The 14,974-nt window shown below is 71.8% G+C and carries 14 protein-coding genes; 5 read left to right on the top strand and 9 right to left on the bottom strand.

The window, feature by feature from the left end:
- Positions 1-51: 51 nt before the first annotated feature.
- From J2X36_RS01485 to J2X36_RS01495, 3 genes are all read right to left on the bottom strand, one after another.
- Positions 52-435 (bottom strand): VOC family protein, encoded by a 384-nt coding sequence (locus J2X36_RS01485; RefSeq protein WP_310345219.1) that lies wholly within the window; start codon positions 433-435, stop codon positions 52-54.
- Positions 436-639: 204 nt separating this feature from the next.
- The gene (locus tag J2X36_RS01490; RefSeq protein WP_132257023.1) at positions 640-1,122 is read right to left on the bottom strand and encodes a hypothetical protein; all 483 of its coding nucleotides are present in this window, start codon (positions 1,120-1,122) and stop codon (positions 640-642) included.
- A gap of 128 nt (positions 1,123-1,250) precedes the next feature.
- Entirely contained in the window at positions 1,251-2,486 is a 1,236-nt protein-coding gene (locus J2X36_RS01495; RefSeq protein WP_405029705.1) for a trans-sulfuration enzyme family protein, read from the bottom strand.
- 117 nt (positions 2,487-2,603) lie between these two features.
- Here J2X36_RS01495 and J2X36_RS01500 point away from each other — a divergent pair, with 117 nt between their 5' ends.
- The gene (locus J2X36_RS01500; protein ID WP_310345226.1) at positions 2,604-3,122 is read left to right on the top strand and encodes a TspO/MBR family protein; all 519 of its coding nucleotides are present in this window, start codon (positions 2,604-2,606) and stop codon (positions 3,120-3,122) included.
- A 122-nt stretch (positions 3,123-3,244) separates the two neighbouring features.
- Complete coding sequence (locus J2X36_RS01505; protein WP_310345229.1) at positions 3,245-5,581, top strand: Tex family protein; 2,337 nt, start codon at positions 3,245-3,247, stop codon at positions 5,579-5,581.
- Between the two features lie 60 nt (positions 5,582-5,641).
- Here the strand turns inward: J2X36_RS01505 and J2X36_RS01510 are convergent, their stop codons facing one another.
- Both J2X36_RS01510 and J2X36_RS01515 read right to left on the bottom strand, forming a co-directional pair.
- The gene (locus J2X36_RS01510; protein WP_310345231.1) at positions 5,642-6,481 is read right to left on the bottom strand and encodes a hypothetical protein; all 840 of its coding nucleotides are present in this window, start codon (positions 6,479-6,481) and stop codon (positions 5,642-5,644) included.
- A gap of 74 nt (positions 6,482-6,555) precedes the next feature.
- Positions 6,556-6,750: a hypothetical protein gene (locus J2X36_RS01515; protein WP_132252422.1), complete on the bottom strand. Its 195-nt coding sequence runs from the start codon at positions 6,748-6,750 to the stop codon at positions 6,556-6,558.
- A 421-nt stretch (positions 6,751-7,171) separates the two neighbouring features.
- Here J2X36_RS01515 and J2X36_RS01520 point away from each other — a divergent pair, with 421 nt between their 5' ends.
- Positions 7,172-7,483: a hypothetical protein gene (locus J2X36_RS01520; RefSeq protein ID WP_405029706.1), complete on the top strand. Its 312-nt coding sequence runs from the start codon at positions 7,172-7,174 to the stop codon at positions 7,481-7,483.
- Positions 7,484-7,558: 75 nt separating this feature from the next.
- Entirely contained in the window at positions 7,559-8,509 is a 951-nt protein-coding gene (gene gshB / locus J2X36_RS01525; RefSeq protein WP_310345236.1) for a glutathione synthase, read from the top strand.
- Positions 8,510-8,515: 6 nt separating this feature from the next.
- Here the strand turns inward: gshB and J2X36_RS01530 are convergent, their stop codons facing one another.
- Entirely contained in the window at positions 8,516-10,087 is a 1,572-nt protein-coding gene (locus tag J2X36_RS01530) for a sodium:proton antiporter (protein ID WP_310345239.1), read from the bottom strand.
- A gap of 177 nt (positions 10,088-10,264) precedes the next feature.
- Here J2X36_RS01530 and J2X36_RS01535 point away from each other — a divergent pair, with 177 nt between their 5' ends.
- Entirely contained in the window at positions 10,265-11,878 is a 1,614-nt protein-coding gene (locus tag J2X36_RS01535; RefSeq protein ID WP_310345242.1) for a gamma-glutamyltransferase family protein, read from the top strand.
- A gap of 10 nt (positions 11,879-11,888) precedes the next feature.
- On the opposite strand, the gene J2X36_RS01540 is transcribed toward J2X36_RS01535, so the two are convergent.
- From J2X36_RS01540 to J2X36_RS01550, 3 genes are read right to left on the bottom strand one after another with little or no spacing between them, the layout of a single operon-like run.
- Positions 11,889-13,298 (bottom strand): pilus assembly protein TadG-related protein, encoded by a 1,410-nt coding sequence (locus tag J2X36_RS01540; protein ID WP_310345245.1) that lies wholly within the window; start codon positions 13,296-13,298, stop codon positions 11,889-11,891.
- 23 nt (positions 13,299-13,321) lie between these two features.
- A complete protein-coding gene (locus J2X36_RS01545) occupies positions 13,322-14,092 on the bottom strand; it encodes a pilus assembly protein (RefSeq protein WP_310345248.1) in 771 nt (256 codons plus the stop codon).
- Positions 14,093-14,701, bottom strand: a complete 609-nt coding sequence (locus J2X36_RS01550) for a TadE/TadG family type IV pilus assembly protein (RefSeq protein ID WP_310345251.1) — start codon at positions 14,699-14,701, stop codon at positions 14,093-14,095.
- Between the last annotated feature and the right edge of the window lie 273 nt (positions 14,702-14,974).

The following is a 14,974-nucleotide window of genomic DNA, read 5'->3' on the forward strand; positions in this document are numbered from 1 at the left end:
GCGGACGACCGAAGCGGAGGTCGGGCCTAACCCATGGCGCAGTCGGGGCGTCTACAGCGTGGTCACGCCAACGATGCAGAACCCATGCCCGAAAGGATCGCTGCAGAACGCAACGGGTGGAAAGCCCGGCACGCGGTGGACCTGCTCTGACCTTGCGCCATGGGCCAAGGCGCGTTCGAGCGTCCCTTCGAAGTCATCGACACGAAAATCGACGTGAACGGGTGTCCAGTGGCGCTCATACCGGCGAAGGTCGTTGCTTCCTGGCGCCGGTGATGATCCAGCAGGTTTCGCGAGAAGCCCGATCGTCACATCGCCCGAGGTCAACATGGCGTAGCCGGCATGAGGCCGGGATGTCTCGACGAAACCAAAGACACCGCCAAAAAACTTCAGACCCTCTTCGATCGACGGGACGTCGATGGAAACGGTCACCCTCATTCCATCCCGTCCACTCTCTTAGAGGCCGACCGGCCTGGGGGAGCCAAAAGCGCGTGGTGGAAGGCCGTCCTCGGGCGGCGCGGAGAGCTCGCCTTTTCACGCAGCCCGCACCCCGTGCAGAATGCGGGCGTGGGTACCAAGCGTCGGACTTGGGACCGCTCGCCGCCTCGCCCCGAGGCGCCGGGGTGGGGCGGGCTCCCGGCCCTACTGCTTGTTGTTCAGGACCTCGATCGGGTTCGTCCGGTCGCTCGGCGCGGGCTCCCGGGTGACGTCGCGCGCGCCCGTCTCGCGGGCGCCGGTCGTCGTCCGCGGCGAGCCGGGGCCTTCCGTCGCCGCTCCGCCGCCGCCGGACTGGGTCGGCACCGTGCCGCTCGCGAGTTCGAGGCAGGTCACCATCTCGACGTAGGACGGGTAGCCGCCCGCCTGGAATTGCTGCTCGCACTGGCGCTTGGCGGCGGACGAGTAGTCGCCCCAGCGCCGCTCGGCCTCCTTGCGGGCGTCCCGCTCCGAGCGCAGGCAGCCCTCGACGCTCGCATTCTCGCTGACGCTGACCTCGGCCCGGGCCGCCGACTTGCAGGTCGCCTCGATGTCGAGCTTCGGCGGCCCCTCCGCTGCGGCGGGACCCGCGAAGAGGCCGAGGGTCGCGAGCGCCGCGGCGCCCGCCAGGATCAGTCTCGCATCGGTCATGACGGGTCCCCGGGTCTCGCTCCAGCGCGGGTCTCGCTCCAGCGTCGGCATCGTTGCGCCCGCATCGGGCACAACGCGCCAGATCCGCGATCGGCCCAGCTGACCGGCCCGAAAAATCGAGGCCCGCCTCAGGCTTGGCGGGGCTCGCCCCCGTGGGCGGCCCAGAGCGCCGCGTCGAGATCGCGGTAGAGGTCGGCGGGGTCCTCGATGCCGGTGGAGAGGCGCAGGAGGTCGGGCGGGCAGGGTGAGCCCGGCCCCTCGACGGAGGCGCGGTGCTCGATCAGGCTCTCGACGCCGCCGAGCGAGGTCGCCCGCTTCCACAGCCGCACCCGCGCGGCGGTGCCGATGGCCGCCTCCTCGCCGCCCCGCACCCGGATCGACAGCATGTAGCCGAAGCCGCCCTCCATCTGGCGCGCGGCGACCGCGTGGCCGGGGTCGTCCGGCAGGCCGGGATAGAGGACCGAGGCCACGAAGGCGTGGCGGCGCAGGCGCCGGGCGAGGTCGAGGGCGCTCGCGGATTGGGCGGCCGCGCGCAGCGGCAGGGTCCGCAGCGAGCGCATCAGCAGGTAGGCCTCGAAGGGGCCGAGGATCGCGCCCCCGTTCGCGCGGATCGCGCCGATCCGCTCCCAGAACGCGTCGGCGCGGCCCGCGGCGAGGACGCCCGCCACCACGTCCGAGTGGCCGTTGAGGATCTTCGTGGCCGAGTGCATCACGATGTCGGCACCGAGCGCCAGGGGCCGCGTGTGGACGGGGGAGGCCGCGGTCGAATCGACGGCGAGCCGCGCGCCGGCCGCGTGCGCGATGTCGGCGGCGGCCGCGATGTCCGTCACCGTCCAGAGCGGGTTGCCCGGCGTCTCGATCCAGACGAGCTTCGTCCGGCCGGGCCGCATCGCGGCGCGCAGCGCGTCGAGGTCGTCGGCGTCGACGAAATCGATCGCGAAGGTGCGGCGGGGCGCTTCCTCCCGCAGCCAGCGGCGCAGCGCCCAGTACATCACCTTCGGCGCCACCACGTGGTCGCCGGGCTCCAGGGCCGTGAACACGGCGGTCGCCGCCGCCATGCCGGAGCCGAACAGAAGCGCGCCTGCCTGCGCCCCCTCCAGCATGGCGATGACGGATTCGGCCTCGCGCACCGTCGCGTTGTCGGGCCGCGCGTAGGCGAAGCCCGAGCTGTAGGCGTTGTCGGGGTCGCGGATGAAGGTGGTGGAGACGTGGAGCGGCGGCACGACGCCCCGCGTCACGGGGTCGATGCGCCCCATCGCCTGGGCCGCGAGGCTGCGCCGCGAGAGGCCGTCCGCGCGCGCCGGGCCTGTCGCCGGCCCGGCCTCGGCCGGCGCCTCGTCCTGCGGCTTGGGGGAAAGGGGCATCGCATTCTCCTGCGGCACGGGGCCGAGCTTGCTTTCGGGCGGAATTTGCCGCCTGACACGAACCGACGCGGCCTCGCAACCCGGCGGGACGCCCTCCATTCCCGCGAGGACCTCCCCATGCCGACGGCCCTGCCTGTTCCGGACGCGCCCGCCCTCTCGCCCTGGCTGCGCCTCGCCCTCGCGATCCTTCCCGTGGCCGCGACCGCCCTCGTCGGCTCGGCCTCGACGCAGGAGAGCATCCCGACCTGGTACGCGGGCCTCGCCAAGCCGAGCTTCAACCCGCCGAACTGGGTCTTTCCGGTCGCTTGGACGATCCTCTACACGATGATCGCGATCAGCGTCTGGAGGCTTCTGGGGGTGATCGCGATCACGGGTTCGTCCCGGCGCGGCTGGTGGCTCGCGCTCGCCGCCTTCTACGTCCAGCTCGCCCTCAACGCCGCCTGGAGCCCCGTCTTCTTCACCGCCCACGCCATCGGCGCGGCGCTCGTCGTGGTTGCAGCCCTCCTCGTCATGGTGCTGTGGACGATCCGCCTGTCCTGGCGCTACGACCGGCTCGCCGCCTGGCTCCTCGTGCCCTACGCGGCCTGGGTCGCCTTCGCGACGGTGCTGAACGCGGCGATCCTGCGCCTCAACTGAGGGTCGAGGTTAAGGAAGAGTTTTCACGTGAGACAGGCAAAAGCCGCCCTCTCGCGCCCACCGGGTTGGAGCCCGCGCCCCCGCCCGCTACACGAGCCCTCCGGCAGAGGAGGGAGTCGCCCATGACCAGCATCACCCGGCGCATCGCCACCGAACTCGGCGTCGCCGAGGGGCAGGTGACGGCAGCGGTCGATCTCCTCGACGGCGGCGCCACGGTCCCCTTCATCGCCCGCTACCGCAAGGAGGCGACGGGCGCCCTCGACGACGCGCAATTGCGCAGCCTCGAGGAGCGGCTCGGCTACCTGCGCGAGCTCGAGGCACGCCGCGCCGCGATCCTCGAGAGCCTCCGCGAGCAGGGCAAGCTCGATGCCGCGCTCGCGGCCCGCATCGCCCAGGCCGAGACCAAGGCGCGGCTCGAGGACCTCTACCTCCCCTTCAAGCAGAAGCGGCGCACCAAGGCGCAGGCCGCCCGGGAGGCCGGGCTCGGGCCCCTCGCCGAGGCGCTTCTGGCCCGCCCCGACCAGAGCCCGGAGGCCGCCGCCAAGCCCTTCGTCGACCCCGCGAAGGGCATCGCCGACGCCGATTCCGCCCTGGAGGGCGCCCGCGCCATCCTGATCGAGCGCTTCAGCGAGGAGCCGGAACTCGTCGGGGCCTTGCGCGAGACCACGTGGCAGCGCGGCCGGCTCGGCTCCTCCGTGCGCAAGGGCAAGGAGGCGGCAGGGGAGAAGTTCGCCGATTACTTCGACTTCGCCGAGCCTCTGACGAAGCTGCCCTCGCACCGGATCCTCGCCCTCTTCCGGGGCGAGAAGGAAGAGGTGCTCGACCTCGAGATCGGCGACGCGCCGGCCGACGCGCCGGCCCCGAACCAGCCGGGCTGGCAGGAGTTGCGCATCGCCCGGGCCTTCGGCCTCGCCGACCGGGGCCGGCCGGGGGACCGCTTCCTCGCGGACACGGTGCGCCGGGCTTGGCGCACCAAGCTGAAGCCCGCCCTCGACACGGACCTGCGCGCTCGCCTCTGGGCGGTGGCCGAGGAGGGCGCCGTGAAGGTCTTCGCCGGAAACCTGCGCGACCTGCTGCTCGCCGCCCCGGCCGGCCCGCGCCCGACCCTCGGGCTCGATCCGGGCTACCGCACCGGCGTGAAGGTCGCCGTGGTCGACGCCACCGGCAAGGTGGTGGCCACCGACACGATCTACCCGCACGAGCCGCGCCGCGACTGGAACGGCGCCCTGGTGGCCCTCGCCAAGCTCTGCCGCGCCCACCGGGTGGAGCTGATCGCGATAGGCAACGGCACCGCTTCCCGCGAGACCGACCGGCTCGCGGCCGAGCTCGTCGCCAAGCAGCCCGAACTGCGCCTCACCAAGGTGATGGTCTCGGAGGCCGGCGCCTCGGTCTACTCGGCGAGCGCCTACGCCTCGGCCGAATTGCCGGGCCTCGACGTGACCCTGCGGGGCGCCGTCTCGATCGCGCGGCGGTTGCAGGATCCCCTCGCCGAGCTCGTGAAGATCGAGCCCCGCGCCATCGGCGTCGGCCAGTACCAGCACGACCTCGCGGAGGGGAAGCTCTCCCGCTCCCTCGACGCGGTGGTGGAGGATTGCGTGAACGGCGTCGGCGTCGACGTGAACACGGCCTCCGCGCCGCTCCTGGCCCGCGTCTCGGGCCTGAGCGAGCGCGTCGCCGGCAACATCGTGGTCCACCGGGACGCGAACGGCCCGTTCCGCAGCCGCTCGGGGCTGCGCAAGGTCGCCGGGCTCGGGCCGAAGGCCTACGAGCTGGCCGCGGGCTTCCTGCGCATCCGCGAGGGCGACGACCCGCTCGACGCCTCGGGCGTGCACCCGGAGGCGTATCCGGTGGTGCGCAAGATCCTCGCTGCCACGGGCCAGCCCATCGGTGCCGTGATCGGGAACGGCGCGGTGCTGCGCGGCCTCGACCCGAAGCGCTTCACGGACGCGAGCTTCGGCCTGCCGACGGTGACGGACATCCTCGCCGAGCTCGAGAAGCCGGGCCGCGACCCGCGCCCCGCCTTCCGGACCGCGACCTTCCAGGAGGGTGTGGAGAGGATCCAGGACCTCAAGCCCGGCATGAGGCTCGAAGGCGTGGTGACGAATGTCGCGGCCTTCGGGGCCTTCGTCGATATCGGCGTCCACCAGGACGGGCTCGTACACATCTCCATGCTCGCCGACCGCTTCGTGAAGGATCCGCGCGAGGTGGTGAAGCCCGGCGACGTGGTGCAGGTGCGCGTCGTCGAGGTGGACGCGGCGCGCAAGCGCATCGCGCTTTCGATGCGCTCGGACGAGGCGGGCGCCCGCCCGGCCCGGCGCGAGGAGCGGCCCGCGGCGGGCGCGAGGCCGAGCCCGGCGCCGTCCCGGCAATCCGCGCCCGAGCCGGCCGGCGCCCTCGCCGAGGCCCTGCGCCGGGCGGCTCTCGCCAAGGGCTCCGCGCCGGGCGGGCGCAAGGGTTAGGCCGCCTCGCCCGCGTGCCCGTCGCACCGGCGTCACACCCGAGAAATGCCGCCGGAGGGCTCAGTTCTTCGTCACGAGCGGCAGGGCCGCCACCGGGGCCTCCGGGGCGGCAAGCCCGCAGCGCAGGGCCGCGTCGGGTGGCTGGAGCGGGTCGAGCAGGGCGCGGCGGCTGTTCAGGGCCGCCAGCGTGCGCTCGACCGGAACCGCCTCCGGACCCACCGGCACCTCGATCACGAGGTGCTCCAGGGCGTAGCGGTAGCGCGCGAGGCGCTCGCCGGCCTCCAGGCGCACCCAGGCGATCAGGCAGCGATTCTCGGCCACCCGCATCGCGGCGTGGCGCACGTCGGCGTCGTCGAGCACCTTCACGAAGGGCAGGCTGCGCAGGCGCAGGGCGTCGGCGTCGTTCACCCGGACGGCCGTCGCCGCGAAGGCCGGGATCAGCCGGGCGTCGGCGGTCGCGTCCTCCGACAGGCGGCGGTAGCGCGAGACGGGCGAGCGGGCCTCCTCCGAGATCAGCGTCGCGTAATAGGCGGCGATGTCGGCGGGGCGGCCCAGGGTCGGCGGAAGCACGCGGGCGCGGGTCAGGTTCGCCAGGACGTCGAGGAAGGCGTCGCGGCCCGCGGCCGGCATCAGGAAGCGCCAAGCCCGGTCGCGCAGGGTGAGTTCGTCGTCGGTCAGCGGGAAGGCGGAGGCGGGCTCTCCGCGCTCGCGCGCCGCGAGCGTGCCCGTGGTGTCGACGAGGCTGTTCCAGGTGCCCGCCTTCGGCCGGCCGAAATCCCCCTGCTGCGCGCAAGCTCCGAGGAGGGTGAGCGCGGCGGCCAGCGCGAGGGAATGCGGGCGGGGTGAGGGCAGCGGGTCGTCCCGCGTCGGCGCGGGCGCGGACCTCGGAATTCTTCGCATCCGGCTACGGCTCTCGGCATCCGGGCAGGCCGGCATCGTCCCGCCGCGGTCGGGGAAATCGATCGTGGGAAGCGTCAGGAGTGGCGGCGGCGCGGCACCGGCGCCACCTCGGGCTCCGGCAGGCGCTCGTAGCGCACACCGAGGAACAGCAGGATCTCGCCCCTCGCCTCGCTCGGCACGGCCTCGCGGCGCGCCGGCCGCGCCTCTGCCGACGGGAAGGCCAGGACATTGCCGGCTCTCGGCGCGGGCTGCGGGGTGACGGGCTTCATGGGTCGTTTCCTGACGATGATCCTCGCGGCCCCGAGTCGCGGTGTCGGCTTCGGTCTCGACGGAACGCCCCGGGCAGGCGGCACCGCGGCACCAGATCAGCACGGTATGGTTAACGGTCCGTTTCCCGGGGCCGCAGCCGGGGACGGAGCGGCCCGATCCTCCGCTTCCGCAGCCGCGACGATCGCCCGGCCCGGACGTCGACGAGGCAACTGGCTCGCCCCTTGCATTGAGTTCGACTGCCCATGGCGGGCGTTTCCTCCCTTGCACTCGGCCTCGCTCACGCTTCGAGCGAGGCCTTTTTGTTTCAGGCGCGCATGCACGGAACCGCGGCCGTGCGCGGCGGCTTGCCTAGCCGACGGAACGCCCGATATGCCGTCCCCTCTGACCCACAGCGAAGGACACCGCTGGATGCGACTGGACATGCCACGACTGATGCACTCCCGGGCGAATGCCCGAGACCGCCTCTCCGCGGGCCGTTCGGCCGCTCTGAAGATCGCGCCATTGGCCCTGCTGATGCTCGCCGCGAGTCCGGCCCAGGCGCAGCGCGAGGACCAGGGCCTGCAGCTCGGCTGCGCGAACGACTATTTCCGCCTCTGCGCGGGCGTCGACCCGAACAGCGACGACGCCGAGCGGTGCATGACGCGCAACCGCAAGCGCCTCTCCCCCGAATGCCGCTCCGCGATCGGCGATTACGACCGTCGCACGGGTGGCAAATCGATGCCCGAGAACTGACATATCCCCGCGTCCCGGGGGCGCGGAGGGGGCGGCTTCTCCGCAACCGGGCATCGTGGAGCATCGACGACGAACATGGCCCTCACCGTGGCGGTCCAGATGGACCCGATCCAGGCGATCCGCATCGCCGGGGACACGACCTTCGCCCTGCTGCTCGAGGCGCAGGCGCGTGGACACAGGCTCATTTACTACACGCCGGATCGGCTCTCCCTGCAGGGGCGGCTGGTCACGGCGCGGGTCGAGCCCCTGACCGTGCGCGATGTCGAGGGCGCCCATGCGAGCCTCGGCCCCATCGAGCGGATCGATCTCGCCGAGGCGGACGTGGTGCTGATGCGCCAGGACCCGCCTTTCGACATGGCCTACATCACGGCCACCCACATCCTAGAGCGGCTCCACCCGCGCACGCTCGTCGTCAACAACCCGGCCGAGGTGCGCAACGCGCCCGAGAAGCTCTTCGTCCTCGACTTCCCCGAACTAATGCCGCCCACCCTGATCACCCGCGACAAGGCGGAGATCGAGGAGTTCCGGCGCGAGCACGGCACCATTGCGATGAAGCCACTGCACGGCCATGGCGGGGCGGCGGTGTTCCGGGTCTCGGAGACCGACCCGAATTTCGGCTCGATGTTCGACCTCTTTGCCGCGACCTTCCGCGAGCAATGGGTGGTGCAGCGCTTCCTCGACAAGATCACCGAGGGCGACAAGCGCATCATCCTCGTGGATGGCGAGCCGATGGGCGCGATCAACCGCGTCCCGGCCCTGAACGACATCCGCTCGAACATGGTGCGGGGGGGCGCGGCCGCGGCCTCGGACCTCACGGAGCGGGAGCGGGAGATCTGCGCGGCGATCGGCCCCGAGCTCCGGCGGCGCGGCCTGATCCTCGTCGGCATCGACGTGATCGATGGGCATCTCACCGAGATCAACGTCACCTCGCCGACCGGCATCCGGGCGATCAGGCGCCTGGGCGGCCCCGATCTCGCCGTCGCGGTCTGGGACGCGATCGAGGGCAGGGTCGGGCGCTCGACCTGAGGCCCCTCACGTCTCGGCGCGCGGCGTCACGTTGAGTTCGGCCCAGTCGAACTCCTCCTCCAGCACGTAATAGGCATCGTCGCCGATGCGGCCCTCCCGGCGCAGTGCCAGCACCCGGTCGCGGGCGGCGCCGATCGCGCGGCGGCGGGCCTCGTCGGCCGGCAGGCTCTCGGGCGCGAGGCCCTCCTCGTGGCCCTTCGCCTCCTTCAGCGCGGCGGCGAACTCCTCCCGCAAGGCTTCCGTCGAGGCGCCCTCGTCCGGATCCAGCGTCTCGATGGCGGCGGCGTAAGCCTCGGCTCGGGCGCGGCCCACCTCCCGCCCCACGGGATCGTCGTCGGAGAGGCCGAGCCAGGCGAGCAGAGGCCCCAGCGTGAGCCCCTGGATCACCAGGGTGCCGATCACCGTGCAGAAGGCCGTGAACACGATGAGGTCGCGGTAGGGGAACCCGCCGTTCGAGCCGCCCTGGGGCAACGCCAGCGCGGCCGCGATGGTGACGATGCCGCGCATGCCCGACCAGGAGAGCGCGACAGCCGCCTTGAGGCCGAGCACCGCGTCCGAGGTGCCTTCCCGCGTCCGGCGCTGGCTCGCGAATTCGAGTCGGTCGAGACCGCTGGCCGGCAGGACCCAGGCGATGCGCACGAGCACGACTGTGAGGAACACCATGCTGGCGAGGACGATCGCCGTCGTCTGCTCGGCCTCGTTCAGCCGCTCAAGGATCGGGCCGATCTGGATGCCGATCAGCACGAAGGCGAGCACGTTGAGGACGAACACCGACGTGTCCCAGACCGCGTAGGACAGGATGCGGGTGCGCGGCGGCGTGATGCCGGGCGAGAACCGCGCCACCGTGATCGCGAAGCTGACGACCGTCAGCACCCCCGACATCTCGACGCCCTCGGCCGCGATCCAGATGCCGAAGGCGGCGACGAATTGCAGCACGATGGTGCTCGCCGCGTCCTGGAAGTGGCGCATCACCCCGACATAGGCGAAGGCGAGGATGGGGCCCGCCACGAGGCTGCCGACGACGCCGAGCAGGAAGGTCGGCGCGATCTCGCCGGGATGGAAGCTCCCCGTGATCGCCGCCGCCACGCCGAGGCGGTAGATCAGCAGGGAGCCCGCGTCGTTGAGGAGGCTCTCGCCGCGCAGGATCGTGGTCAGCCGGTGCGGGAGCGGCACGTGCCGCAGCACGGAGAGGGCCGCCACCGCGTCCGGCGGGGCCACGACGGCGCCGAGCACCACGCAGGCGGCGAAGGGCATCTCGGGCACGATCGCCTTCGCCACGACCGCGACGGCCACCGTCGTCACCGCCACCGCGCCGAGGGCGAGGCCCCCGATCGGCCGCCAATTGGCCTTGAGGTCGCGCAGCGAGGTGTCGTAGCCCGCATCGAGCAGGACGGGGGCGAGGAACAGCGCCAGCGCCAGCTCCGGGTCGAGCTTCAGGTTCGGCACGCCCGGCACGAAGGCCAGCGCCACGCCGCCGAGCGCGAGGAAGGCGGGATAGGGCGCGCCCACCCGCCTCGCCAGCGCCGCCAGCAGCACCGCGCCCAGAAGGACGCTCACGACCCACTCGAAAATCACCATCCTGTGAGGGAAACTAGGGCAGCCTTCGCCCTGGCGAAGGGATGATGGGAGACGGCATCGTCCGCGACGGCCGGTGACGTCAGCGACCCCATGATCCCGACGCCGGGCATCCCGGTCTTTCCCGGAGCGCGCCGCTCGCCTAAGCCGGCGCGGTTCGAGCCTTGCAAGCGGATCCCCATGCCCGAGACACAGAGCCTTGAAACCCCGACCTTCGCCCACGGTGCCGTCGCCGCGCCCCACAGCCTCGCGGCGGAGGCCGGCCGCACCGTGCTGGCGCAAGGCGGCAACGCGGTCGAGGCGATGATCGCCATGGCGGCGGCGATCGCCGTCGTCTACCCGCACATGAACGGCATCGGCGGGGACGGCTTCTGGCTGGTGCGCGAGAAGGGCGGCCGAGTGCGGGGCATCGAGGCCTGCGGGCCGGCCGGGCGCCTCGCCACGATCGCGCGCTACCGCGACCGGGGGCTCGACGCGATTCCCGCGCGCGGGCCGGACGCGGCGGTCACCGTCGCCGGCGCGGTCGGCGGCTGGGGCATGGCGCGGGAGCTCGCCCGGGCGCTCGGGGGCCGCCTGCCCCTCGACATCCTCCTCGCCGACGCGATCCGCCATGCCCGCGAGGGTTGCGCCGTCTCGGCCTCCGAGGCGCGCTACGTCCCGAAGGAACTCGACACGCTGCACGACGCCCCGAACTTCGCCGCGACCTTCCTGAAGGACGGAAAGGCTTGGCCGGCCGGCGAGATCCGCCGCCTGCCCGCGCTCGCCGCGACGCTGGAGCAGCTCGCCCATGCGGGGCTCGACGATTTCTACCGGGGCGATGTCGGGCGCGAGATCGCCACCGACCTCGAACATCTCGGCGCCCCCGTGACGCGGGCCGACCTCGAAACCTACCGGGCGGCCGAGCGCGCCGCCCTGTCCATCCGGCGGCGCGGCGCCACGATCTACAATTTCCCGCCCCCGACCCAGGGGCTCGCGGCGCTCCTGATCCTCGGGATCTTCGACCGGCTCGACATCCGCGAGCCGGAGACGGTCGCGCATTATCACGGGCTGATCGAGGCGACGAAGCGCGCCTTCGCCATCCGAGACCGGGTGGTCACGGATTTCGACCGGCTCCGCGCCGACCCGGCAAGCTTCCTGACACCGGAGCGCCTGGCGCGCGAGGCGGCCGCGATCGACATGGGCCGGGCCGCCTCGGTGCCACTGCGCAATCCGGGCGAGGGCGACACGGTCTGGATGGGGGCGATCGACCGCGACGGGCTCGCCGTCTCCTACATCCAGTCGATCTACTGGGAATACGGCTCGGGCACGGTGCTGCCGAAGACCGGCATCCACTGGCAGAACCGGGGCATGTCGTTCTCGCTCGATCCGAGCGCCGTGAACCCGCTGGAGCCGGGCCGGCGCCCGTTCCACACCCTGATCCCGGCGCTCGCGGCCTTCGACGACGGCCGGGTCACCGCCTACGGCAGCATGGGCGGCGACGGGCAGCCGCAATTTCAGGCACAGGTGTTCACGCGCTATGCGGATTACGGGATGAGCCCCGCGGCCGCGGTCGATGCGCCCCGCCTGCTTTATGGGCGGACCTGGGGGGCGGAATCGCTGTCCGTGAAGGTCGAGGACCGGTTCGATCCGGCCTGCATCGCCGCGCTGCGCGGCATGGGCCACGACATCGAGGAACTCGGCGGCGCCTACATCGACTCGCTCGGCCATGCCGGCCTCCTCGTGCGCCACCCGCAGGACGGGCGCATCGAGGCGATGCACGATCCCCGCTCGGACGGTGGCGCGCTCGGCCTGTGAGGACGGGGCCTCAATTCGTGATCTGCGGCTGCAGCGCGGTCTGGGCGAACATCCGGGCCAGGGCCGCGTCGATGGCCGGCCCGTCCGAGGCCTCCGCGTACCAGCCCGGGGAGGCACAGGCCTGCAGGCTCGGGGCGATCTTGTCGGCGTGGGGCAGGACGAGGTTCTTGTAGTCGCCGTTGAGCGCCGTCGAGCCGTCGGTGGGGTTGTTCAGGATCGGCAGGAAGGTCGTGTAGATCACCCCCACCGTGACGTTGGCGCTCTTGTAGGTCTGGCACACCGCCGGATCGAAGGGCGCCGTGCAATGACCCGAGGTGCAGGCACCCTTCACGTCCCGCAGGCCGTCGGTGATGATGAACAGGAAGGCTCGGGACTGGGCCTGGGTGTTGCCGTCCCCGCTCGTCGGCACCCGGCCCCGCAGCGCGTTGAGCGGCTCCGTGAGGAAGGTGTCGCCGGTGCCGCCGCCGTTGTTGGGACCGAGCGTGATCCCGGCCGCGGCCGTCTTCAGCGACGCCCAGTTCGTACTGAGCGGGGCGAGCTCGACGAGACCGGAGGTCGTCGCGTTCGCCGAGGCGAGGCCCATCGTGTAGAGGCCGATCCGGTAGTTGCTGGTGCCCACCGCGCGGGCATCCGCCTCGGCTGTGCTGATCGTCCGGCTCACGGCGTCGCGCAGGACGTCGATGCGCAGCGGGATGCCGGCATTGCGCGCCAGCGTTTCGTAGCTGAGCGGCACGGCGCTGCCGTTCTGGACGACGTGGCAGCCGAAGACGCAGCCCTTCGGCGACTTGTTGCCGGCGTCCTTCTCGCTCTTCAGGGTGAGCCTGAACAGGTCCTGGGCCCCCGCCTTCGTGGCGGCGAGCCCCATCGACTGGGACACGTCGAGGGCCATGTAGAGATCGGTGTAGAGGGGCATCGAGGCCGAGGAGACGGCCTGCCCGATGGCCGAGAGGCTGCGCACGCCGAACAGGCCGCCGAAGGTCGTGCGCGTCGAGACCGCGTAGCCCGCGGCCGCGTCGATCCGCTGGCCGGTCTTGGTCAGGGTCACCGTTGCCGCAACCGAGAGCTTGCCCGTGCGGGCGACGTGGGCGTTGAACAGGGCCTCGGAGCGGCTCTTGGCCTCGCCGAAGGCGGCCGCAACCGCTGTCGCGCTGCCGTCCGACTGCTGGATCAGCGTCTTGGCGACGCCGCTCGCGTAGAGGGCCGCGGAATCGGCGCCGGTCTGGCAGGCCGTGCGCGCGATGAGGAGCTGCCCGTAATCGATGGCGAGCCCGACCGTGCCGATGAGGGGCAGGATCAGGAGCCCGAACAGGATCGAGATGTTGCCGTCCCGCGCGGCGCTCCACGTGCTGCGGGCGCGGGAGAACTCCTCGGACGCTCTCCGGCCGGGCCGCCTCCCCGCCTCTCGCGCGCTGACCGGCATGACTCGCCTCCTCGCCCCGTGCACTAGACGCCGGGGCAGTTGCTGGCCGCCCTGACCTGAGTGACCTGCCGCGGCCGGAAGTAGGCGGAGCGCCGGAACTTCGCGGGGAACGCCATGGCCGACAGAAAGAGCGGCTTGAAGAACACCTCGACATCGACGACGACCAGCGAGACCGGCCCGAAGGTCGAGATCGGCAGCGTTTTGGACGCGGCCGGCGCGCCGTCGGCGGCCGGGAGCAGGAGGCCGCAGGGGCGCGTGGTGCCCGAGAGGGCCCGGCTGAAGATCGTCGTGGCGAGAAAGATGCAATTCGCCGTGCAGGTCGGGACGGCCTTGGTGAAGGCGATGCTCGACACCGTGACGTTGACGAGGCTGGCGAGGTCCGTGCTGCCGATCTGCCGGCCGTAATCCAGGATGTCGGCGTCGATCAGCGGCGCACTGCGGATGAAGCCCTCGATCTCGTCGGCCGTGAGAACGTGGTCCACCTGCGAGACCAGTTCGGCGATCGAATCCGCGACGTAGCCCGCCCGGTTGGCGGCCGTGACGGCGCGGCTCGCATCGACCGAGCCGAGCAGCATCAGAACGAGGACCGGCGCGACGAGGGCGAACTCGATCGCCGAGGTGCCCTTCGCATCGGCAATCGGGTGGCGCGCGCGCGCCGGGTCCAGGAGGTCGGTGAACCACCACCGGATCCTCCATCGGCTGACGGCGAGCGCCCGGATGCGGGCGCGCCACGCGCTGCCCGGACGGGGTGGCCGGGGCCGTTCGCCGGCCGATCCGCTGCCGGGCCTCGCCATCTAGCAGCCCGCCTGCGCGCTGCCGCTCGAGACCTGGAACGGCTCGTTGTAGACGAAGGTCGTCGAACGCAGGATCAACGCCTCGCCCAGCGACTCCCCGAAATAGGCCTGAACGAACCTGCCGAAGCTGAGAAAGCTGTAGGCCACGTCGATGAAGAGGTAATCGCCCGGGCCGCCGAGACAGTAGACGCTCTTGTTCGGGTCGAGGTTGACCGGCCTGAGAGCCGGCAGCGTCTGATCGATGAAGGCGTAGATGCCCGAGCCGCTCTGCGCGGAGGAGACCTTCGCGATCTTCGAGATGCTGACGGTGATCTTCGAGCAGTCGATCGGCACCCTCAGCGCCGGGCAGAGGAGCTGGGTCCGGAACTGGGAGGCCGAGACCGACTTGGCCTGAACGTTGCCCGTCATCACGAGACGCGCGGCCGTCCGCGTCGCGCTGTCGAGGGATTGCAGGGCGAAGTGGTAGAGCGCGACCTGGAAGATCACGAAGACGAAGCCGAGGAACGGCACCGCCGTGAGGGCGAACTCGACGGCCGCGCTCCCGGCCCCGTCGCCGATCAGGCTCCCGACCGGAGAGCCCCTCCTGCCCCCTCTCCACGCTCCGTCCATCGCCGGTCCCGAACGGCCTCACCCGCGGTGGCATCCCGATCGATGCCTCGCGCCAATGATGAGTCCTGCCGCTTACGGAGGCGTGAAGGGTCAACAGTATACCGCTCGGGCATCTGAGCGGAAACTGTCCTTTCAGGGCGGCGGCACCGCGAATCGAGCGATTTCGATCTCGCACGCGCAGAACAGAAAATTTCAGACTTGCGCATCCGTCGCAACGCCTGCTGTTATCGCTTCCTCAAATCCTGCGGCCCACGGGGAAGATGCATGCGAGAA

This window comes from Methylobacterium sp. BE186, assembly GCF_031457035.1.
GTDB classification, from domain to species: Bacteria; Pseudomonadota; Alphaproteobacteria; order Rhizobiales; family Beijerinckiaceae; genus Methylobacterium; species Methylobacterium segetis.